Origin of the sequence: Azospirillum melinis (genome assembly GCF_013340935.1) — a bacterium.
Lineage (GTDB): Bacteria > Pseudomonadota > Alphaproteobacteria > Azospirillales > Azospirillaceae > Azospirillum > Azospirillum melinis.
In genome coordinates, this window is record NZ_WHOS01000003.1 from 179,380 (window position 1) to 199,799 (window position 20,420).

The following is a 20,420-nucleotide window of genomic DNA, read 5'->3' on the forward strand; positions in this document are numbered from 1 at the left end:
CGACAGCCCGCTGGAACGATGCGGAGCGCGGCGTGGCCGGTTCCGCATATGTCCCGTCCGGCAGCCAAGCAGCCGGACGGGAGAACGATGTCCGTTCAGGCCACCATCGGGGTGGCCGGGCGGCGCAGGGCCTGCGCCGCGCTGAGCACCGCCTTTTGGAGCTTCTCGAAAGCCCGCACTTCGATCTGGCGCACCCGTTCGCGCGAAACCGAGAATTGCTGGCTCAGCGCTTCCAGGGTCGAGGGGTCGTCCTTCAGGCGGCGTTCGAAGAGGATGCGGCGTTCGCGGGCGTCCAACCGGTCCAGCGCCTGTCCGACCAGCCGGCGGCGCAGCGCCAGTTCGTCGGCCTCGGCCAGCATGGCATCCTGGGTGGGCCGCTCATCGGCCAGCAGTTCCAGCCAGTTGGTTTCGCCATCGGACGAGAGGGTGGCGTCGAGCGAGCTGTCGTTGGCGGCGAGACGGCGGTTCATTTCCACCACCTCGGTCTCCGGCACGTCCAGTTCGGCAGCGATGGTGGCGACGGTCTCCGGCGACAGGTCGCCCTGTTCCAGCTCGGCCATCTGGCTCTTCAGCCGGCGCAGGTTGAAGAACAGCTTCTTTTGCGCGGCGGTGGTGCCCATCTTCACCAGCGACCAGCTGTGCAGGATGTATTCCTGGATCGCCGCGCGGATCCACCAAGTGGCGTAGGTGGCGAAGCGGAAGCCGCGCTGCGGATCGAATTTCTGGGCCGCCTGCATCAGGCCGACATTGCCCTCTGCGACCAGATCGACCAGCGGCAGGCCATAGCCGCCGAAGCCGCGGGCGATCTTGATGACGAGGCGGAGATGGCTGCCCACGAGCTGCTCCAGGGCCTGCGGATTCCCGCGCTCGCGCCAGGCGATGGCGAGGTCGCGCTCGACATCCGGGGCAAGGATCGGGAAGCGCTTCGACTCCTCGATGTAGCGGGTCAGGCTGGCGTTTTCACCGGTCAGCAGTTTCTTCAGCACGCGATTGCCTCCTCTCCAACGCTTCCCGGAACGGCCTCTTTTCCAAGGCCAGCCCGGTCGGGGCCCATGGCGGGGATCGCCTTAGAGGCGATGATCCATTGGCGGACGCAGGAATATCGTCCGCCTCTATCGGCTCTGGCCGGCTCTGGTTTGTATTGGGGTCTGTATTTTGCCTGTCGTCTTAAGGAACTGCGTCCTTATGACACTGTTAATGTGGCCGCAGAAATGCGACCGATCAACCCTGTAAAGGGCGTGTTTCGGGTGTTTTTCGGCGTATACCCAGGCTCTTCTTCCACCCGCACCGGCAGTCTGGAAGAGAGGCGTTTCTATGACCCCTGACCTTCGGCCGGGTGACTTACGGGCGAGCGGTTCATCTCCAATCGGCCGGTCGAACTTATGGCCGGACATCATCGTCATACCGCATCTGCGAAAGGGAACGGAGGCAGGCAATCCCCCGGTCGATCGGATTGGCGGGAGGCGACTATGCCTCTGCGATGAGGATGGTGATAGAACCGCCCGTGGTCCCTCAACCATACCGGAACCCTAGATGGGAAGGCCGAGCCACATCGCCACCCGAACATTGGTCATATGACGACACCGGGGCAGCGAGGTAGCCCGGGCGGAGTGCGGCAGTGTTGAGCGGGGCCGGGGCTGGGACAAAGAAAAAGGCGCGTCCCGAAGGACGCGCCCGATCGAGCAGCAATGGACGGAAGGCCGTTATTCGGCCGCCGCACGCTTGCGGCCAAGCCCGAGCTTGGTCGCCATTTCCGAACGCGCCTTGGCATAGTTCGGGGCAACCATCGGGTATTCCGGCGGCAGGCCCCACTTGGCGCGGTATTCGTCCGGCGTCATGTCGTAGACGGTCTTCAGATGCCGCTTCAGCATCTTCAGCTTCTTTCCGTCTTCCAGACAGACGATGAATTCCGGTGTGACCGACTTCTTGATCGCGACGGCCGGGACCAGTTCGGCCTTGGCCGGGGCCGGCTTGTCGTCGCCCAAATTGCGGAAAGCGATCTGGACGCTGTTGATCAGCGTGGGCAATTCCTGTACCGGCACCGAGTTGTTGCCGACATAGGCGGCAACGACCTTGGCGGTCAGCGACTGCAGTTCGGTTTGATCGATGGTCATGGCTGCGATCCCTTGTGACGCGGATGCGGGCGGATCAGCCGTTCACCAGATCGCGCAGCTGCTTGGCCGGCTTGAACTTCGGAGCCTTGGAGGCGGCGATCGCCACGACTTCGCCGGTGCGCGGGTTGCGGCCTTCACGGGCGGCGCGCTCGGCCACCTCAAAGATGCCGAAACCGGCCAGGCGCACATCTTCGCCGCGGCCCAGCGCGCCGGAGATGCCCTCGAACACAGCCTGAACGACCTTGGCCGCGTCGGCCTTCTTAATGCCGGCGTTGGTGGCGACGGTTTCGATCAGCTCGGCCTGGTTCATGCAAAACTCCATTTGTTCGGTTTGGTTTCGGTTTTTCGGAGTTATTGGCAGAACGGCACCATCCGCACAAGAGCGAACACAGATCGGGCAACCCTTGGTGTTTTTCTTGCGGGTCATTCGTTCGCCATCTGTGGCGTCGCTGCATCAAGTACAGGGTTCGGGTGGCGTTTCGTTCGCCACCGTTGCAGATTTCCAGGGCTTCGGCATCTCAGACACGCTGTCGGAGCTGCGACTCGCAAAGGTCAGCGAAAGATGCTGAGCGGTGCTTTTGCTTAACGGGTGGGTTCGCTCTTTATCACGGTCTTGACCCGCGGCAGAGCGACACCATCTGCTGGCAAGTTCGGGTCCGGGCCCCTCTGACGATCGAGGCGTCGGTCGTGATGTCGGAACCGCTTGATCTCTCCGCTCACGCAGCGTCATCAAGTGGGTTTTGCGATGGACAGTTTGTTAGCGACTGTTTTTCTCGAATTTTTGGGAAAACCGGTCTGGATTTGGTTGGTATTCGTCGGCATTGTCCTGACCCTTCTGGTGCTGGACCTGGGTATCTTGAACCGCCGCGACCATGTCATCGGCGTCGGCGAGAGCCTGAAGCTCTCCGCATTCTACATCACAGTGGCGATGCTCTTCGGCGGCTGGGTCTGGTGGTCGATGGGCGGCGAAGCCGGCTTGCAGTTTTATACCGGCTTTTTCGTCGAAAAGAGCCTGTCACTCGACAACGTCTTCGTCATATCGCTGATCTTCAGCTATTTCGCCGTGCCGCGCGAATTGCAGCACCGGGTGCTGTTCTGGGGCATCCTGGGCGTCATTGTGCTGCGCGGCCTGATGATTGGCGCCGGTGCGGCGCTGGTGTCGGAATTCCATTGGATTCTCTACGTCTTCGGCGCCTTCCTGCTGCTGACCGGCATCAAGATGCTGTTCGCGAAGGACGAGGAGACCAACCTGGGCGAGAATGTCGCGCTCCGGTTCGTAAAGCGCCACATCCGCGTCACCGACCGCTTCCACGGCCATCACTTCCTCGTCAAGGAGCCGATGGGCGACAGCGGCGCGATGCGCTGGACGGCGACGCCGCTGCTGCTGGCGCTGATCATGGTCGAACTGGCCGATCTGGTCTTCGCGGTGGACAGCGTGCCGGCGATCTTCGCCATCACCACCGATCCGTATCTGGTCTATACCAGCAACATCTTCGCCATTCTGGGCCTGCGCGCGCTGTATTTCGCCCTGGCTGCGATGGTCCACCGCTTCCGTTACCTGAAATACGCCCTGGCGCTGGTGCTGGTGTTCATCGGCGGCAAGATTTTCTACACGCAGTTCTTCGGCAAGCCCGACCCGCTGATCGCGCTGGGCGTAACCTTCGCCCTCATCGGCGGTGGCGTGGCGGTGTCGCTATGGAAGACCAGCCGCGAAAACAAGGCGGTGGCAGCCGAGTAACCGTGCCGTTCGACGCTGGGGGGCGGCACGCCGGTGCCGCCCTTTCCGTCATTCTCAGAACCCCAGCTTCGCCAGTTCGGCGATGCTGTCCGCGGCATTGCGGTGGAGGATGAATCGCCCACCGGCCGTTTCCCAAGGCTTGCGGGCCTTCTCGCGGTCGTCGACCAGGATGGCGCCGGGAGTGGCGTAGCGGGCCTTGTCGCGGGCCATGCAGGTGATGACCGGGACATCGGCCCCCAGCATGCGGGCGACCCAGCGCGTCTTCTGCTCCGGCGCCCAGCTGCCGAGCGGCAGGCCGGTCAGGATGGTCGGCCGGTGCGGCGCGCAGAAGCTCCAAAGCTCCTGCGCGTCGTGCATGAACTCCAGCGTGCCGAAGAAGTCGGCATGCCGGGACAGCGCCCGCCACATCTCCTTCATCGCCAGCTGTTCCGGCCGCTTGCCGGTGGCCGCGACGACGCCACGGTCGAAATCGGCAAGCACGCCGTCGAGGTCGAGGAACAGCGGCGGCGCCACCTCAGGCCCCACTCAGTTCCGTCCGCTCGCGGAACTCGTCGAGCGCCTGCGGGTTGGACAGCGCTTCCGTGTTCTTGATCGGCCGGCCGTGGACGGCGTCGCGCACCGCCAGCTCGGTGATCTTGCCCGAGCGGGTGCGCGGGATGTCGGTGACCTGCACGATCTTCGCCGGAACATGGCGGGGCGAGCAGTTGTCCTTGATCCGCTTGCGGATGGTGGCGGCAAGAGCATCGTCCAGTTTCATCCCCTCGCGCAGCACGACGAACAGCACGACGCGGACGTCGCCATCCCATTCCTGGCCGATGCAGACCGCCTCCATGATTTCCGGCAGCTGCTCGACCTGACGGTAGATCTCCGCCGTGCCGATGCGCACGCCGCCCGGGTTGAGCACCGCGTCCGAGCGGCCATAGATGACCCAGCCGCCATGCTCCGTCTGCTCGATGAAGTCGCCATGCACCCAGATGTTGGGGAAGCGGTCGAAATAGGCGGAGCGGTATTTCGAGCCGTCCGGATCGGCCCAGAAGCCGATGGGCATGCTGGGGAAGGGGCGGGTGCAGACCAGTTCGCCCTTCTCGCCGCGGACGGCATGGCCGTTGTCGTCGAATGCCTCCACCGCCATGCCGAGGCCGCGCGTCTGGATCTCGCCCTTCCACACCGGCGAGATCGGGTTGCCCAGCACGAAGCAGGACATGATGTCGGTGCCGCCGCTGATCGAGGCGAGATGGAGGTCCTGCTTGATCGAGCGATAGACGAACTCGAAATTCTCCGGCATCAGCGGAGAGCCGGTGGAGGCCAGGGCGCGGACGCTGGCGAGGGAATGGGTCTTCATCGGCTCCAGCCCGGACTTTTCCAGCGACTGGATGAACTTGGCCGAGGTGCCGAACAGCGTCACCTGTTCCGCATCGGCATAGTCGAACAGGATATTGCCGGTGGGGGCGAAGGGCGAGCCGTCATAGAGGACCAGCGTGGTGCCGCTGGCCAATCCGGTCACCAGCCAGTTCCACATCATCCAGCCGCAGGTGGTGAAGTAGAACAGCCGGTCGCCGGGCTTGAGGTCGCAGTGCAGCCGGTGCTCCTTCACATGCTGAAGGATGGTGCCGCCGGTGCCGTGGACGATGCATTTCGGCTTTCCGGTGGTGCCGGAAGAATAGAGGATGAACAGCGGGTGATCGAATTCGACCCGTTCGAAGGTCGGCTCGGCCACCGGATGGGGCGCCATGAAGTCGTGGAAGCCGACGGCGCCGGTGATCGCCGACAGGTCGGGATCCTTGTCGACATAGGGCACGATGACGGTGGCGACGACGGTCGGCAGATCCTTGAGGACTTCGGCCACCTTGGCGCGGACGTCGTGGCTCTTGCCGTTGTACCAGTAGGCGTCGGGGGCGAAGACCACCTTCGGCTCGATCTGGCCGAAGCGGTCGGTGATGCCCTGGATGCCGAAATCGGGCGAGCAGGACGACCACACCGCGCCCAGGCTGGTGGTGGCGATCATCGCCGCCAGCGTTTCCGGCATGTTCGGCATGATGGCGGCGACGCGGTCGCCCTTGCCGACGCCCTTGGCCTTCAGCGCCTGCTGAAGGCGGGAGACGGTGGCCTTCAGCTCCGCCCCGCTCCAGCGGTACTTCACCTTGTCCTCGCCCCAGAAGACGACCGCAGTGTCGTCCGGCGCGCCGGCCAGCAGGTTCTCGGCATAGCTGAGGCGGGCTTCCGGGAACCAGCGGGCGCCCGGCATCCTGTCGCCGTCCAGCAGATCGACGGCACCGAGATCGCCGGTCAGCCCGGCCCATTCCCACAGGAAGCGCCAGAACCGCTCCTTCTCCGCGATCGACCAGTTGTAGAGCGCGTCGTAATCGTCCAGCCGCAGTCCGAATCGCGCGTTCGCCGCCGCGCGGAAGGCGGTCAGGTTGGCCTGCGCGATGCGCTCCTCACTCGGGCTCCACAGCGGAGTGTCCATTCTCGGTTCCCTCAGCGTCTCGTTTTCGACCGGCCCCAGCGGCCGGCTCTCCTGCCGGGTTGCTTGTTCGTGCCCCGGATTGCCGTGCAGCATAGCGCATGGCCGCACCGGTTGTCTGCGTCCGGGTGGGCGAAATCGGATAGGGTGGTGGAGGGCAATGGTAACGGAATCAAGGCGCTGCAAACGAAAAGGGCGGGGAGTTTCCTCCCCGCCCCATATGATCGTTCTGTCTGGCTGCGGTCAGGCGGCCTTCTTCTTGCCGGCGCCGATCTTCGGCTCCTCGCCTTTCAGCAGGCGCCGGATGTTCGCCTCGTGCCGGATGAAGACCAGCACGGCGATGAACAGGCAGAGCCCGCCGACCAGCGGTCCGCCGAAATACCAGCCGGTCAGCGGGCTGAGGCCGAGAGCCGTCAGCGCCGACAGCGACGAGATACGGAACAGCGCCGCCATGACGATCCAGGTCAGGCAGGCCAGCAGCCCGACCGGCCAGGAGATCGCCAGCAGGACACCGATGGCGGTCGCCACCCCTTTGCCGCCCTTGAAGCCCAGCCAGACCGGGAAGCTGTGGCCCAGCATGGCGCCGCCGGCGGCCAGAACAGCCGCTTCCGGTCCGGCCCACCACAGGGCCAGCAGAGCCGCGATGGCCCCCTTGCCGCTGTCGAGCAGCAGGGTCGCCAGCGCCAAAGGCTTGTTGCCGGTGCGCAGCACGTTGGTGGCGCCGATGTTGCCGGAGCCGATCTGGCGGATGTCGCCCAGACCGGCCATCCGGGTCAGCACCAGCCCGAAGGGGATCGAGCCCAGCAGGTAGCCCAGCAGGGCGGCGAGCAGGAGGGTCAGCACCGTATCAGCCCTCCGCCTGCCAGACGGTGCGGCCGTCGACGATGGTGCGCAGCGGCCGGCCCTGGACCGGCCGGTTCTCGAAAGGCGAGTTCTTCGACTTCGACTTGAAGCGGCTGACGTCGATCTGCCACGGCACGTCGGCATCGAAGACGACCAGATCGGCCGCCCCGCCCTTGACGAGGCGGCCCAGGGGCAAGTCGAGGATGGCCGCCGGATTGGCGGTGACGCAGGCCAGCGCCTTCAGCAGCGGCATCCGGCCCTTGTGCACCAGTTCCAGCGTCAGCGGGAACAGCGTCTCCAGCCCGATGACGCCGGGGGCGGCCTGGGCGAAGGGCAGGCGCTTCTGGTCCTGGTCCTGCGGCACATGGTCGGAGGCGATGGCGTCGATGGTGCCGTCGGCCAGCCCCTCGACGATGGCGCGGCGGTCCATCTCGCCGCGCAGCGGCGGCGACACCTTGGCATAGGTGCGGTAGTCGCCGACGTCGGTCTCGGTCAGGGCGAAATAGTGCGGGGCGGTGTCGCAGGTCACCTTCAGCCCGCGCGCCTTGGCGCGGCGGATCAGGTCGACGGATTCGCCGGTGGTGACGTGGGCGAAGTGCAGGCGCCCGCCGGTCAGCTCCGCCAGCCGCAGGTCGCGCTCGATCATGATGATCTCGGCCTCGCGCGGGATGCCGACGAGGCCGAGGCGGGTGGCGATCTCGCCGGAATTCATCATGCCGCCCGACGCCAGCGAGGGCTCTTCGGGGTGCTGGACGATCAGCTTGCCGAAGGTCTTGGCGTAGCTCAGCGCCCGGCGCATGGTCTTGGCGCTGACGATGGCCTTGATGCCGTCGGTGAAGGCGACCGCGCCGGCCTGCCCGAGCAGGCCCATCTCGGTGATCTCGTTGCCTTCGGTGCCGCGGGTGGCGGAGCCGTAGGCAAAGACCTTGACCAGCTTAACCTCGCGGGCACGCCGCGCGATGAACTCAAGGCCGGCGACCTCGTCCAGCACCGGGTCGGTATTGGGCAGCAGCGCCATGGCGGTGATGCCGCCGGCTGCCGCGGCGCGCGACGCGCTCTTGATCGTGTCCTTTTCTTCCTCGCCCGGTTCGCCGATCAGCACCCGCATATCGACAAGGCCAGGAGCGAGGCACTGGCCGGCGAGGTCGATCACCTCCGCACCTTCGGGCGTGGCGTCGTTGAACAGGCCGGGGCCGAAATCGGCGATGGTCTCGCCATCGATCAGCAGGTCACCGCGCTGATCGAGGCCCGTCGCCGGATCGAGCAGGCGGGCGTTGCGGTAAACGGTACGCGCACTCATCGGGCCACTCATCAGACGGCTCCCGCAAGGTCGGACTGGCGGCGTTCACGGGTCAGCAGGTCGAGCACGGCCATGCGGACGGCCACGCCCAACTCCACCTGATCGAGGATCATCGAGCGTTTGAGATCGTCCGCGACCTCCGAATCGATCTCCACGCCGCGGTTCATCGGACCGGGGTGCATGATGACCGCATCGGGCTTCGCCACCTCCAGCTTCTCGTAATCAAGGCCGTAGAAGTAGAAGTATTCCCGGGTGGAGGGGACGTACTGGCCGCTCATCCGCTCGGTCTGCAGGCGCAGCATCATCACCACGTCGGCGTCGCGCAGGCCGGCCTTCATCGAGTGGTGGACCTCGACGCCCAACCGTTCGATCTGCGACGGCAGCAGGGTTGGCGGCGCCACGCAGCGCACCCGGGCACCCATGGCGTTCAGCAGGTGGATGTTGGAGCGCGCGACGCGGCTGTGCAGGATGTCGCCGCAGATCGCCACGATCAGCCCGTCCAGCCGGCCGAGGCGGCGGCGGATCGCCAGCGCGTCGAGCAAGGCCTGGGTCGGGTGTTCGTGGTGGCCGTCGCCGGCGTTGATGACGGAGCAGTTGACCTTGTCGGCCAGCAGCTTGACGGCACCTGAATCGGCATGGCGCACCACCAGCGCGTCGAGGTGCATGGCGTTCAGCGTCATCGCCGTGTCGATCAGGGTCTCGCCCTTCTTCACCGAGCTGCTGTCGGTCGACATGTTGATGACGTCGGCCCCCAGCCGCTTGCCGGCCAGCTCGAAGCTGGTGCGGGTGCGGGTGGAGTTCTCGAAGAACAGGTTCACCTGCGTGCGGCCGTCCAACAGGTTGGACTTCTTCACGGGGCGGCGGTTCTGCTCGACATAGCCATCGGCGAGGTCGAGAATCTGGGTGATCTCGCCGGCCCGCAGCCCCTCGATTCCGAGAAGGTGGCGGTGCGGGAAGACCGTGTCGGGGGGCGGGTTCGCGCTCATGGCCGCGGACTATAGGAGCGGTCCGTTACGCCCGCAAGCCGCTCCATGCGGCCGTTTTCACACCGCTCCCGCCTCTTCGAACAACCAGTCGTAGAAGGCCTTCACCTTGGGCCGGGAAAAATAATGCTGCGGTGCCACGACGTAATAGGCGAGGCTTCCCGGCAACCGCACATCGAACAGGCGGACCAGCCGCCCGGCGGCGATGTCGTCGGCCACCAGCACGCCGCGGGCGAGTGCTATGCCGTGGCCGTTGATCGCCGCCTGGAGGGTGAAGGACGAATCGTCGAACCGCAGGCCGCGTTCGGTGTCCACCCCGTCGATCCCCGCCACCCGGCACCACACCGCCCAGGAAATGTTGTAGTCGTCGTGCAGCAGCGTGTGGTGCCGCAGATCCTCCGGATTGACCAGCGGCCGCTTGCCGGACAGCAGAGATGGATGGCCGACCGGGAAGATGTCCTCCGTCAACAGCCGCTCCACCCGCAGGTCCGGCCACAGTCCGTTGCCGAAGCGGATCGCCAGATCGACGTCGTGACGGGCGAAATCGACCACCTGCGCCGTGCTGTGGACCCGCACGTCCATATCGGGATGACGCTTCTGGAAGCGGACCAGCCGCGGCACCAGCCATTTCGACGCGAAGCTGGGCATGGTGGAGATGGTCAGCGTGCCGCTGCTGTCGGCGCGGATCAGCCGGTCGGTCGCCTGGGACAGCGTGTCCATCGCCTCGCGCACCGGCGGCAGGTAGCTCTGCCCGGCCTCGGTCAGCGCCAGCGCCCGGTTCATTCGGCGAAACAGCGGTAATCCGAGCCACTCCTCCAGCGCCTTGATCTGATGGCTGACGGCCGCCTGCGTCACATGCAGTTCCTCGGCGGCCTTTGTGAAGGAAAGATGGCGGGCGGCGGCTTCGAAGGCGCGCAGCGCGTTCAGAGGGGGCAGACGGCGGGACATGGGGCGGTTCTGGGCAGGAGGTGGGTTCGGATTAGCAAAGCTAATCGATTCTATGAGAAAGCGTCGTTTGTCGGCAAGCGTTCCATGCCCCATCCTCAGTTTCACAAGCGATCACACTGAACGGAGCGGCGAGGCTGAGGCCCCGCTCCCCATCCAGCGAAGGAAATCGAATCATGGCAAAGGGAACGCAGTCGCAGTTTTCCGCCGCAGAGCTGTTCGTCGCCAAGCCGGTGCAGACCAACCCCGGTCTGGGCGAGCGCGTGATGTCGCTGTTCGACCGCCTCGCCACTTGGAACGAGCGTCGCCGGCAGCGCCGCGCGCTGGAGGCCTTGCCCGATCACCTGCTGTCGGACATCGGTATTTCCCGTGCCGACGCCGACTATGAGGCCGAGAAGCCGTTCTGGCGGGGTTGAGCGATGACCGACGCGACGGCAGGGGGAGAGCGGGTCTGGACCGGCGGCTGCCTGTGCGGCGGCGTGCGCTATGCCATCGACACGCATCCGGAGCCGATCTCCTTCTGCCACTGTTCCCAATGCAGGCGCCAGCACAGCCATGTCGGCGCCTACACCGGACTGCCGCGTGCGGCGTTGCGTCTGCTGAACGACACCACGCTGACATGGTATGCCGCTTCCGACCGGGCGCGGCGCGGTTTCTGCGCGCGTTGCGGTGCCGGGCTATTCTGGGAGGCGCTCGACCAGAGCGGTGCCGAGGATGGACCGCGCATCACCGTGACCGCCGGTAGCCTGGACGATGCGTCGGGGCTCCGGGTCGAGCGCCACATCTTCGTCGACCACAAGGGCGCCTATTACGACATCGGCGACGACGGCGTCGAACGCCGGGCCAGCACGGGAGAGACGGTGGAATGAGCGAACATGGCAGGGCACTTTCCGGGGGCTGCCTGTGCGGTGGTGTGCGCTTCCTGCTGGCCGAGCGGCCGGACGGGGTTGTGACCTGCCATTGCGGCCAGTGCCGCCGCTTTCACGGCCATATCGGCGCCTACATCACCGTGCCGCGCGACACCGTCACTTTCGATGCCGACGTGACCCTATCCTGGTATCGCTCCTCCGACATCGCGGAGCGCGGATTCTGCGGCCGGTGCGGATCGTCGCTGTTCTGGAAGGGCGACGGCAAAAGCGAGATCGAGATCGCCGCCGGCAGCCTGGACCAGCCGACCGGCTTGACGACGCTCCGCCATGGCTATGTCGCCGGCAAAGCCGATTACTACGAGATCACCGACGGGCTGGAGCAGTTTTCGGGGTCGTCGGAACTGGAATAGACGGGCCGGGATTTCAACCTCGGAAAGTTGGTGACGATAGTTGTTTGTGGACGGCCGCATTCCTGCCGGGTGCGCGTTTCCGTCGCAGGTGCGTTGCGGAGCCTGCGGGTGCCTTTTCATTTGACCAGGGGTGGCTGGGGTGAGAATGATTTTCAGAAGCAAAAGGCCCACCAGCCCCTGAGGTTCTCCGCGAATGCGCCGTGTTTCCCTGCTGTCTGCCGCCTGCGCCATCGCCATGTCCGGCGCGGCTTTTCTGAATGCCGCTCCGGTCCGGGCAGACGATGCGATCACCATCGTCATCAATGACCACAAGTTCGAACCGGCCGAGGTCAAGGTGCCTGCCAACAAGCGGGTCACCCTGCTGGTCGACAACCAGGACGCCACGTCGGAAGAGTTCGAAAGCGGCGAGATGAAGGTCGAGAAGATCGTCGGCGGCCGCAAGCAGATCAAGGTCATGGTCGGTCCGCTGAAGCCAGGGCGCTATCCCTTCTTCGGCGAGTTCCACGAGGCGACGGCGCAGGGCGCCGTGATCGCCGAGTGACGCAGTCTTAAGACCGTTCGATGCAGTCTTAGGGCGCAGTCTTAAGGCGGAGACCGCCCAGTACCGGAGACGACCATGCTCGCCAGTCTGATCATCGTCTTTCGCGAGGTCCTCGAAGCGGGCCTCATCGTCGGCATCGTGCTGGCCGCCACCCAGGGGGTGGCCGGGCGCGGTAGGTGGATCGCCCTCGGCATCGTCGGCGGCATCGTCGGCTCCTGCGTCGTCGCGGCCTTCGCCGACGGCATCAGCTCTCTGTTCGCCGACACCGGGCAGGAGATGTTCAACGCCACCGTCCTGCTGATCGCCGTCGTCATGCTGGCCTGGCACAATGCCTGGATGGCGCAGCATGGCCGCGAACTGGCGCGCGACATGAAAGCGGTTGGTCATGCGGTGCGGAGCGGCGAGAAATCGCTGGCCGCTCTGGCCATTGTCATCGGCGTCGCCGTTCTCCGCGAAGGGTCCGAGGTCGTGCTTTTCCTGACCGGCATCCTGGCGTCGGAAGAGGGCGGCATCGCCACCGTGGCCGCTGGCGGGCTGGGCGGCATGGCGTTGGGCGCGCTGGTCTCCGTCCTTCTCTATGTCGGGCTGGTGCAGATTCCGACGCGGCACCTGTTCGCCACCACCACGTGGCTGCTGACGCTGCTGGCCGCCGGCATGGCCGCAACGGCGGTCAATTTCCTGGCGCAGGGCGGCATGCTGAATGCCGGCGGGACCGTTCTGTGGGACAGCTCCGGCATTCTGCGCGACAACAGCCTGATTGGGCAGGCGCTGCACGTCTTGGTCGGCTACACCGACCGTCCGACCGAGGCGCAGTTGATCGCCTATGTCGGGGTGGTCGTGGGCATCCTGCTGCTGACCCGCTGGGCGGCCGGCAACTCGCCGTCCAACCGGTCGCGCGTTGCCTCCGCAGCGGAATGATCAATAGCATGAAGGTGTAGGGCCGGGCCGACGGTCAAGCGTCTGGCCTTGCCCGTTGAAAACGCGTCATAGTGCCGCAGCGACAGTCGAGCGGCGGGGAATATGGCGGAGCTTGTGACGTTGGTTGTGCTGCTGGCGGCGATGGTGGTCGCCGTGCCGGTGGCAAAGAGATTTGGGTTCGGGGCGCCGCTCGGCTATCTCGCTGCCGGACTGGCGGTGGGGCCTGCGGGCCTTGGGCTGGTGACCAATGTGGGGGCGATCGCCCACGCCTCGGAACTCGGCGTCGTCATGCTGCTGTTCCTCATCGGGCTGGAACTGCGGCCCGCCCGCCTGTGGGTCATGCGGAAATCGGTGCTGGGGCTTGGTGGTGCGCAGGTCGCCGTCACCGGTGCGGTGATCGCCGCGTTGTGCGGTTTGGGCCTGGGGCTCCCCTGGCCGACCGCGGTGGTGCTTGGCTTCGGTTTCGCCCTGTCCTCAACCGCCATGGCTCTGCCGATGATGGCGGAGCGCGGCCTGCTCGCCAACCAGTCCGGACGAAGCGCCTTTTCCATCCTGCTGTTCCAGGACCTCGCCATCATCCCGGCGGTGGCGCTGCTGCCGTTGCTGGGCAACGGCAGCGTTCCGCATGCGGACGGCGCCTGGATGGCCGTGGCCAAGGCGGTGGTCGCGGTGGCGCTGGTGCTGATTGGCGGACGCTATCTGCTGCGGCCGATCTTCCATGCCGTCGACCGTGCCGGCGCGCCGGAGATCTTCACCGCCACCGCTTTGCTGATCGTCATCGGCACCGCCGTGCTGATCCAGGAGGCCGGCCTGTCGATGTCGCTGGGCGCCTTCATGGCCGGCGTCCTGCTGTCGGATTCGGAATACCGGCACGAGGTGCAGGCCGATATCGAGCCGTTCGAGGGTTTGCTGCTCGGCCTGTTCTTCGTTTCGGTCGGGATGGGGGCGGATGTGCCGACCCTGCTGGCGCACCCGATCCGCTTCCTCGGTCTTGCCGTCGCGCTGCTGCTGGCGAAGGGGCTGGTGATGCTGGTCCTGGCCCGCGTTGCCGGGGTGCCTTGGGTCGGGTCTATGCGGATGGCGACGGTTCTGAGCCAGGGCGGCGAGTTCGGCTTTGTCCTGTTCGGGCTTGCGGTCGGTGGCGGTGCGATGGCGGGAGAGCAGGCGTCGGCAGCCATGCTGGTGGTCACCCTGTCGATGCTGGCAACCCCCTTCCTGTTCGCGGCGGAGGAGCGCTGGTTCGCGCCGCGCCTGATGGCCGGCAAGCCCAAGCGCCCGTTCGACACCCCGCCCGACGAGAACCCGCCCGTCATCATCTGCGGATTCGGCCGGGTCGGGCAGGTGGTGGGCCGCGTGCTGCGGATGCGCGGCATCGCCTTCACCGCGCTGGAGAGCAGTGCGGCGCAGGTCGACTTCGTCCGCAAGTTCGGCAGCAAGGCCTATTACGGCGACCCGACGCGCGTCGAACTTCTGCGCGCCGCCGGGGCGGACAAGGCTAGGGTGCTGGTGGTGGCGCTGGACGACATGGAGCAGTCGCTGCGGGTGGTCGAGATGGCGACGCGCCATTTCCCCAACCTGACCATCTTCGCCCGCGCCCGCAACCGCCGCCATGTCCACCATCTGATGGACCGCGGCGTCACCCACATCGTGCGCGAGACCTTCGACAGCAGCATCCGGCTGACCGGCGACGTGCTGCGCCAGATGGGCATGCCGGAGGCCGAGGTCGGGCGGACGCTCGACACCTTCCGTGCCCATGACGAGCGCACCCTGATCCGTCAGCATGCCGTCCACAATGACGAGACCAAGCTGATCCAGACCTCCCGCGATGCCGCCGCCGAGCTTCAGTCGCTGTTCGAGGCGGACCGCGAGGATGCCGTGCAGGGAGAGGCGGAACCGAGAACCGCCAGCGCCTAACCGATCAGCAGGCTGTCGTCGCTGATCTCCGCCCCGCCACGCTGTCTGGCGAACAGCGCGAGCAGGTGCGGCACGTCCAGTCCGGCGCGCTCCTCCCCCGCCACGTCCAGCACGACGCGGCCCTCGTGCAGCATCAGCGTGCGGTCGCCATAGTCGAGCGCCTGCCGCATCGAATGGGTGACCATCAGCGTGGTCAGGCGGTTGTCGCGGACGATGCGGCGGGTCAGATCCAGCACGAAGTCGGCGGTGGCGGGGTCGAGTGCCGCGGTGTGCTCGTCCAGCAGCAGGATCTTGGAGCCGGCGAGCGTCGCCATCAGCAGGCTTACCGCCTGACGCTGGCCGCCGGACAGCAGGCCCATGCGGTCGTGCAGCCGGTTCTCCAACCCCAGCCCCAGCGCCGCGATGCGGTCGCGGAAGCCCTTGCGGCGGTCGCCGCCCAGCGCCGACGCCAGACCGCGGCGGCGTCCGCGGGCGGCGGCGAGCGCCATGTTCTCCTCGATGGTCAATGTGGCGCAGCTGCCGGCCATCGGATCCTGGAAGACACGGGCAACCAGACCGGCGCGGCGCGGCGTGTCCCAGCGGGTGACGTCGGTGCCGTCGATGGAGATGCGCCCCTGCTCCGCCAGCACGTCGCCGGCCAGCGAGCCGAGGAAGGTCGACTTGCCGGCGCCGTTGGAGCCGATGACGGTGACGAACTCGCCTTCGGGAATGGTCAGGTCGACGCCGCGCAGCGCATGCTTTTCCAGCGGCGTGCCGCGCCCGAAGGTGACGTGGATGTCTTCGACGACGATCATCGGGCGGCTTTCGTGCTGCGGCTGGCCTTCGCCTTCAGGCGCGGCAGGATCAGGGCGACGGCGACCAGCACCGCGGTCACCAGATTGAGGTCCGAGGCCTGCAGCCCGATGGCGTCGGCCGACAGCGCCAGCTGGACCGCGAGACGATAGAGGATCGAGCCGGCGACACAGCCGACCAGCGCCAGGGCCAGCGCGCGGGCGGGCAGCACCGTCTCGCCGACGATCACGGCGGCCAGCCCGACGACGATGGTGCCGATGCCGGTGGTGACGTCGGCGAAGCCATTGGTCTGGGCGAACAGGGCGCCGGCCAGACCGGTCAGGGCGTTCGACAGGGCGATGCCGGCATAGACATGGGCGTCGGTGTCGACGCCCTGCGCCCGCGCCATCCGTGCGTTCACGCCCGTCGCCCGCATCGCCAGCCCGAACTCGCTGCCCAGGAAGCGGGCGAGCAGCAGCACGACCACCGCGACGATGACGCCGACCACCAGCGGACGGACGATGTGGTCGGGAATCCCCAGCCCATAGAAGGGCGTCAGCACGGTGTCCTGCATCAGCAGCGCGACGTTCGGCCGGCCCATGACCCGCAGGTTGACCGAGAACAGCGCGATCATCGTCAGGATGCTGGCGAGCAGATGGAGGATCTTGAAGCGGACGTTCAGCGTCGCCGTGACCAGCCCGGCCGCAGCACCGGCAAGTGCCGCCGCGAGGCTGGCGAGCCATGGGTTGACCCCGGCGATCAGCAGCACCGCGCAGACGGCCGCCCCCAGCGGAAAGCTTCCGTCCACCGTCAGGTCGGGGAAGTCCAGAATGCGGAAGGACAGATAGACGCCGATGGCGACCAGCGCATAGACGAGGCCGATCTCGATGGCGCCGAAGAGGGCGATTTCAGTCATTGCGGTGCTTTTGAAAGGGCTTGGCGGGGGAGCGCTCGGCTCCCCCCAGACGATCGCTTACTGCCCGACAACCTTCGTCGCGCGCTTCACCACCGCGTCGGGCAGGGTGACGCCCATGGCGGCGGCGGACTTGGGGTTGACGAACAGGTCGGTGCCCTTGGCGAGCGCCACCGGGATGTCGCCCGGCTTCTCGCCCTTCAGGACGCGGGCGACGATGGCGCCGGTCTGCTTGCCGACCTGGAAATAATCGAAGCCGACCGAGGCGACCGTGCCGCGGGCGACGCTGTCGGTGTCGGCGGAGAAGATCGGCAGCTTCGCCTGCTGGCCGACCGCGATCACGCTTTCCAGGGCCGACACGACGGTGTTGTCGAGCGGGATGTAGACGGCATCGGCCTTGCCGACGAGGCTGCGCACCGCCGGCTGGGCATCGGACGACTTCGGCACGGAAGCCTCGACGACGCTCAGGCCAACCTTGGCCGCCTCGTCCTTCAACGCCTTGACCAGCACGATGGAGTTGGGCTCACCGGGGTTGTACAGTACGCCGATGCGCTTGACCTGTGGCAGGATCTCGCGGATCAGCGCCACATGCTCGCCCACCGGGGCCATGTCGGACAGGCCGGTGATGTTGGCGCCGGGCTTGTCCATCGATTTCACCATCTGGGCCGAGATCGGATCGGTCACTGCGGTGAAAACAACCGGGATGTCGCGGGTCGCCGCCGCCACGGCCTGGGCCGAGGGGGTGGAGATCGGCACGATCACGTCCGGGCGGGAACCGGCGAACTGGCGGGCGATCTGCGCGGCGGTGGCCGGATTGCCCTGCGCGCTCTGGTATTCGACCTTGAGCGTCTGGCCCTGGACGAAGCCGGCGTCCTTCAACGCTTCCACGATGCCGTCGCGGGTGGCGTCGAGCGCCGGGTGCTGGACGATGGCGGTGATGGCGACGGTCTTGCTCTGCGCCATGGCCGGAACCGGCGCGGCGATCGGACCGACGAAGGCGGCGAGTGCCGCCGCGGCGCACAACAGGCGGGTGAAGGACATGGCTTGGGACTCTCCGCAACGCAAAGGTCTTCCCCTAGACCGCGCGGACGCCGCCGTCAACTCGGCAGCAGGGGCGTCCGGGCCAGGATATGGCGGCATGCCGGCCCTGCCCGCAATCGGGAGTGTGGTTTGCAGGAGAAGAGCCTATATTGTGGGCAACACGGAAGGAGTGGCCATGATCGCAGGGACCGGAACGGCTCCGTCGAAGTTTCTCGCCTCCTTCCGCGGCCTGATCGGCTGCTGCCCCAATTGCGGGCGCGGCCGGCTGCTGCGGAATTTCCTCAAGCCGGTCGACCAGTGTTCGGCTTGCGGCGAGGCTTATGGTCACCTGCGTGCCGACGACGCGCCGCCATGGATGACGATCCTGATCGTCGGCCACATCGTCATTCCCGCCCTGCTGTCGGTCGAGCAGACCTATGAGCCGCCGACCTGGGTGCATCTGACGATCTGGCCGTCGCTGACCCTGCTGCTGACGCTGCTTCTGCTGCCGCGCTGCAAGGGGCTGGTGCTGGGGTTGCTGTGGAGCACCGGCGCGCCGGGGTCGGAGCGCGGCGAAGGAGTCGGTTGACGGGATTTCCCGCCAGGATCAAGCTTGCTGCCGGTTGTTGCGGTGGAGAGCGGCCGAATGCGGATCGCGCGCAAACCTTCGGAACCGGGCAGTTTCCTGATCGATATGAACCCAGCGTGGGCCGAGAGAATTGGACCGTTGGGTTTGGCGGCGGTTTGCGGCACCATCGGTGCGGCCGTTGCCTTGGCGGTCCTGTGGGGATTCGCCGATGCCGGTCTGCTTCATCGCAGCCGCTGGGCTGCCGGATTTCCGGTGTTCATCGGCGCGTATCTCGGCGCGATGAACGGATGGAAGGACTGGCGGCGCAGTTTCGACGGTTCCTACCGGCACTGACCGGAATCCAGATTTCCCGTAGATGATTTCCCGGACATGGAAACGGCACCGCGCAGCGAAGCACGGTGCCGTTTTTCTTGACGACTTGCCGTCAGCGCGCGCTCGGCAGGGCGCTGCCGTGACCGGCGCGGGCGCCGGACAGGCTGGCGCGCAGCTTGCCGAACAGCTCGCGCAGGTAGTCGGCGCGCATCTGGCGGGCGGCCAGCATGATTTCGTCGTGGCTGCGGGGATCGCGGACTTCGTTGATAGACATGGTCATGGCTCTAGGAATCTCCACGTGAGGTGAGAGACGTCCACTCCCTTTGGCATTGTTTGCTTTGTGGAGTTCAAGGTAGGGCAGAGCCACTGTCCCATGAAGCGCGGTCCGTGCAAGGCCGACCGACGTTTTCCGTATCAGCTTCGTCAATCAACGGAGGTGCGAACTATTGCCGCAGGACGCGGTTTGCGGCTGGCTGCGGCCGACAGTGGGCAACAGTTCGCAGGACCTGTCACTCGCGGTCGCGTGCGCCGTCCACTGCGACGTTGCGGTCGGAGACGATGCGGTCGTTGCTGCGTTCTCCCGCCTGCCCCTGCGGATGGTCGGGCTGGCGCGGTGGCAGCGGACCGGTGCCGAGACCGCCGGCCTCCTCGCTGCCGGGGATGCCGAAATCCTCGTCGGGCTGGTCGATAGGGCCGCCGGCGCCGGGGCCGATGATACGCTGGAAGCCTTCGATCTCCTCGTCCACGTCCAGATGATCGCGCGTCTCGGGGATATCCAGCGGGATGTCGCGCTCGTCGATGCCGTCACTGTCGCTGGGGCCGGTGGTGTTGCCGGCCTTGCGGCTGTCGTTGTTGCGGTCATTGGTGGCCATGGGTGCTCTCCGCTCTGATGTGTCGAGGTTTCGCTGTCCTCAACAGGGCGGAAGGGCGCTTGTCACCGACCGCACATCGAACCAGCCGCCGACGCTGTGGCGCAGATCGTGCCGCCGGTCCTGTTCCGGTGCCGGGGCGATGTCCCACAGCCAGGACATGTCGGGGGCGGGAAGGGCAAGGCCCCAGGTCGAATCCTCCACCTCGGTCACGGTGCCGCCATGGATCCAGGAGGCGTCGATGTCGGTGAACAGTGCCGCGTGTTCGGCGATGGCGGTCAGCCAGCACAGGTGACCGTGGACCATGCGCAGCGCGAAGGCCATCCGCTCCGCTGCCGGAACCTTCGGCGCACGGCGCTCCACCGCCTCCAGCGGCAGCAGGGGCAACTGGGACAGCAGATTGCAGGACAGGGCGAAGCGAAAGGGACTCCCCTCCGGAATCGGTGCAACGAAGCCGGTTGGCAGCGGGCCGCGGCTGTCGAGCGACGCTGCAAGCGGGGCCAGGGCGCCGCTGACGTCCATCTCGACCAGCCGGACGTTGGGCAAGGCGGCGGCCCGGCGGCGGACGGCGCGGCTGTGCAGGATGTCGACCAGCACCACCTCGTCGAAGCGGGCCGTCAGCCTTTCCAGTGGGATTTCGATCAGTAGCCCGGAACCGGCGACCAGCGCCCGTCCGCCCGGAGGCGCCCATTCCATCGCTTGCTCGACGAAGCGGTGGCAGGCGGCGACATGCGGTGCCCATGCCCGTCTCTGCCGCCGGTAGCGGGCGCCCAGCGCCACCATCTCCGACAGATGGCCGAACCTGCGGGCCAGCGGCGGGCAGGGGGTGGTCAGATATTCGAAGGCTTCGCGCAACATCGCCGGCCAATTACCTCCCGTCGGTTTCTCCCTGGCGCCTCGCCTTTTG

25 protein-coding genes are annotated in these 20,420 nt (G+C 66.6%); 10 read left to right on the forward strand and 15 right to left on the reverse strand.

Going from position 1 to position 20,420, the window contains the following annotated elements:
* Positions 1-95: 95 nt before the first annotated feature.
* Positions 96-986: an RNA polymerase sigma factor RpoH gene (gene rpoH, locus GBZ48_RS04085; protein ID WP_174469847.1), complete on the reverse strand. Its 891-nt coding sequence runs from the start codon at positions 984-986 to the stop codon at positions 96-98.
* A 66-nt stretch (positions 987-1,052) separates the two neighbouring features.
* On the opposite strand from rpoH, the gene GBZ48_RS04090 reads away from it, so the two are divergent.
* The gene (locus GBZ48_RS04090) at positions 1,053-1,325 is read left to right on the forward strand and encodes a hypothetical protein (RefSeq protein WP_174469848.1); all 273 of its coding nucleotides are present in this window, start codon (positions 1,053-1,055) and stop codon (positions 1,323-1,325) included.
* Positions 1,326-1,703: 378 nt separating this feature from the next.
* Here GBZ48_RS04090 and GBZ48_RS04095 read toward each other — a convergent pair whose 3' ends face one another.
* Positions 1,704-2,114, reverse strand: coding sequence for a Ros/MucR family transcriptional regulator (locus tag GBZ48_RS04095; protein WP_109096302.1), 411 nt, complete (start codon positions 2,112-2,114; stop codon positions 1,704-1,706).
* Positions 2,115-2,148: 34 nt separating this feature from the next.
* Positions 2,149-2,424: an HU family DNA-binding protein gene (locus GBZ48_RS04100; RefSeq protein WP_012974184.1), complete on the reverse strand. Its 276-nt coding sequence runs from the start codon at positions 2,422-2,424 to the stop codon at positions 2,149-2,151.
* 435 nt (positions 2,425-2,859) lie between these two features.
* Between GBZ48_RS04100 and GBZ48_RS04105 the strand changes: the two genes are divergently transcribed.
* On the forward strand, positions 2,860-3,852 hold the full coding sequence (locus tag GBZ48_RS04105; RefSeq protein WP_174469970.1) for a TerC family protein: 993 nt from the start codon (positions 2,860-2,862) through the stop codon (positions 3,850-3,852).
* A gap of 54 nt (positions 3,853-3,906) precedes the next feature.
* Here GBZ48_RS04105 and GBZ48_RS04110 read toward each other — a convergent pair whose 3' ends face one another.
* The 6 genes from GBZ48_RS04110 to GBZ48_RS04135 all read right to left on the reverse strand — a co-directional run bounded on the left by GBZ48_RS04110 (position 3,907) and on the right by GBZ48_RS04135 (position 10,390).
* Entirely contained in the window at positions 3,907-4,377 is a 471-nt protein-coding gene (locus GBZ48_RS04110; RefSeq protein ID WP_343049222.1) for a hypothetical protein, read from the reverse strand.
* Positions 4,367-6,319 carry an acetoacetate--CoA ligase gene (locus tag GBZ48_RS04115; RefSeq protein WP_174469849.1) on the reverse strand — a complete coding sequence of 651 codons (1,953 nt, stop codon included), beginning with the start codon at positions 6,317-6,319 and terminating at the stop codon, positions 4,367-4,369. The genes GBZ48_RS04110 and GBZ48_RS04115 overlap by 11 nt, the downstream gene beginning before the upstream one ends.
* Before the next feature lie 240 nt (positions 6,320-6,559).
* Complete coding sequence (gene plsY / locus GBZ48_RS04120) at positions 6,560-7,159, reverse strand: glycerol-3-phosphate 1-O-acyltransferase PlsY (RefSeq protein ID WP_174469850.1); 600 nt, start codon at positions 7,157-7,159, stop codon at positions 6,560-6,562.
* Between the two features lie 4 nt (positions 7,160-7,163).
* Positions 7,164-8,459 (reverse strand): dihydroorotase, encoded by a 1,296-nt coding sequence (locus GBZ48_RS04125; RefSeq protein ID WP_174469851.1) that lies wholly within the window; start codon positions 8,457-8,459, stop codon positions 7,164-7,166.
* Between the two features lie 11 nt (positions 8,460-8,470).
* On the reverse strand, positions 8,471-9,445 hold the full coding sequence (locus GBZ48_RS04130) for an aspartate carbamoyltransferase catalytic subunit (protein WP_098739924.1): 975 nt from the start codon (positions 9,443-9,445) through the stop codon (positions 8,471-8,473).
* A gap of 57 nt (positions 9,446-9,502) precedes the next feature.
* A complete protein-coding gene (locus GBZ48_RS04135; RefSeq protein WP_174469852.1) occupies positions 9,503-10,390 on the reverse strand; it encodes a transcriptional regulator GcvA in 888 nt (295 codons plus the stop codon).
* Positions 10,391-10,563: 173 nt separating this feature from the next.
* Between GBZ48_RS04135 and GBZ48_RS04140 the strand changes: the two genes are divergently transcribed.
* From GBZ48_RS04140 to GBZ48_RS04165, 6 genes are all read left to right on the forward strand, one after another.
* On the forward strand, positions 10,564-10,803 hold the full coding sequence (locus tag GBZ48_RS04140) for a DUF1127 domain-containing protein (RefSeq protein WP_174469853.1): 240 nt from the start codon (positions 10,564-10,566) through the stop codon (positions 10,801-10,803).
* A gap of 3 nt (positions 10,804-10,806) precedes the next feature.
* Positions 10,807-11,256, forward strand: a complete 450-nt coding sequence (locus tag GBZ48_RS04145; protein ID WP_174469854.1) for a GFA family protein — start codon at positions 10,807-10,809, stop codon at positions 11,254-11,256.
* Positions 11,253-11,666: a GFA family protein gene (locus GBZ48_RS04150; protein WP_174469855.1), complete on the forward strand. Its 414-nt coding sequence runs from the start codon at positions 11,253-11,255 to the stop codon at positions 11,664-11,666. The genes GBZ48_RS04145 and GBZ48_RS04150 overlap by 4 nt, the downstream gene beginning before the upstream one ends.
* 193 nt (positions 11,667-11,859) lie before the next feature.
* Positions 11,860-12,207 carry a cupredoxin domain-containing protein gene (locus tag GBZ48_RS04155; RefSeq protein ID WP_174469856.1) on the forward strand — a complete coding sequence of 116 codons (348 nt, stop codon included), beginning with the start codon at positions 11,860-11,862 and terminating at the stop codon, positions 12,205-12,207.
* Positions 12,208-12,282: 75 nt separating this feature from the next.
* Positions 12,283-13,125 (forward strand): FTR1 family iron permease, encoded by an 843-nt coding sequence (locus GBZ48_RS04160; protein WP_174469857.1) that lies wholly within the window; start codon positions 12,283-12,285, stop codon positions 13,123-13,125.
* A 102-nt stretch (positions 13,126-13,227) separates the two neighbouring features.
* The gene (locus GBZ48_RS04165; protein ID WP_174469858.1) at positions 13,228-15,039 is read left to right on the forward strand and encodes a monovalent cation:proton antiporter-2 (CPA2) family protein; all 1,812 of its coding nucleotides are present in this window, start codon (positions 13,228-13,230) and stop codon (positions 15,037-15,039) included.
* Here the strand turns inward: GBZ48_RS04165 and GBZ48_RS04170 are convergent.
* The 3 genes from GBZ48_RS04170 to GBZ48_RS04180 are packed head-to-tail and all read right to left on the reverse strand — an operon-like array spanning position 15,036 to position 17,764.
* Positions 15,036-15,833 carry an ABC transporter ATP-binding protein gene (locus tag GBZ48_RS04170; protein ID WP_174469859.1) on the reverse strand — a complete coding sequence of 266 codons (798 nt, stop codon included), beginning with the start codon at positions 15,831-15,833 and terminating at the stop codon, positions 15,036-15,038. The genes GBZ48_RS04165 and GBZ48_RS04170 overlap by 4 nt on opposite strands.
* Entirely contained in the window at positions 15,830-16,726 is an 897-nt protein-coding gene (locus tag GBZ48_RS04175; protein WP_174469860.1) for an ABC transporter permease, read from the reverse strand. Before GBZ48_RS04175 ends, GBZ48_RS04170 begins: the two co-directional genes overlap by 4 nt.
* 57 nt (positions 16,727-16,783) lie before the next feature.
* Positions 16,784-17,764, reverse strand: a complete 981-nt coding sequence (locus tag GBZ48_RS04180; protein ID WP_174469861.1) for an ABC transporter substrate-binding protein — start codon at positions 17,762-17,764, stop codon at positions 16,784-16,786.
* Between the two features lie 175 nt (positions 17,765-17,939).
* On the opposite strand from GBZ48_RS04180, the gene GBZ48_RS04185 reads away from it, so the two are divergent.
* Positions 17,940-18,332: a DUF983 domain-containing protein gene (locus GBZ48_RS04185; RefSeq protein WP_174469862.1), complete on the forward strand. Its 393-nt coding sequence runs from the start codon at positions 17,940-17,942 to the stop codon at positions 18,330-18,332.
* Between the two features lie 57 nt (positions 18,333-18,389).
* On the forward strand, positions 18,390-18,665 hold the full coding sequence (locus tag GBZ48_RS04190; RefSeq protein ID WP_174469863.1) for a hypothetical protein: 276 nt from the start codon (positions 18,390-18,392) through the stop codon (positions 18,663-18,665).
* 91 nt (positions 18,666-18,756) lie between these two features.
* Here the strand turns inward: GBZ48_RS04190 and GBZ48_RS04195 are convergent, their stop codons facing one another.
* The 3 genes from GBZ48_RS04195 to GBZ48_RS04205 form a co-directional block, all read right to left on the reverse strand.
* Positions 18,757-18,924, reverse strand: a complete 168-nt coding sequence (locus GBZ48_RS04195; protein ID WP_174469864.1) for an RSP_7527 family protein — start codon at positions 18,922-18,924, stop codon at positions 18,757-18,759.
* A 229-nt stretch (positions 18,925-19,153) separates the two neighbouring features.
* The gene (locus GBZ48_RS04200) at positions 19,154-19,516 is read right to left on the reverse strand and encodes a hypothetical protein (RefSeq protein WP_174469865.1); all 363 of its coding nucleotides are present in this window, start codon (positions 19,514-19,516) and stop codon (positions 19,154-19,156) included.
* A gap of 39 nt (positions 19,517-19,555) precedes the next feature.
* On the reverse strand, positions 19,556-20,371 hold the full coding sequence (locus tag GBZ48_RS04205) for a hypothetical protein (RefSeq protein WP_174469866.1): 816 nt from the start codon (positions 20,369-20,371) through the stop codon (positions 19,556-19,558).
* Positions 20,372-20,420 lie beyond the last annotated feature (49 nt).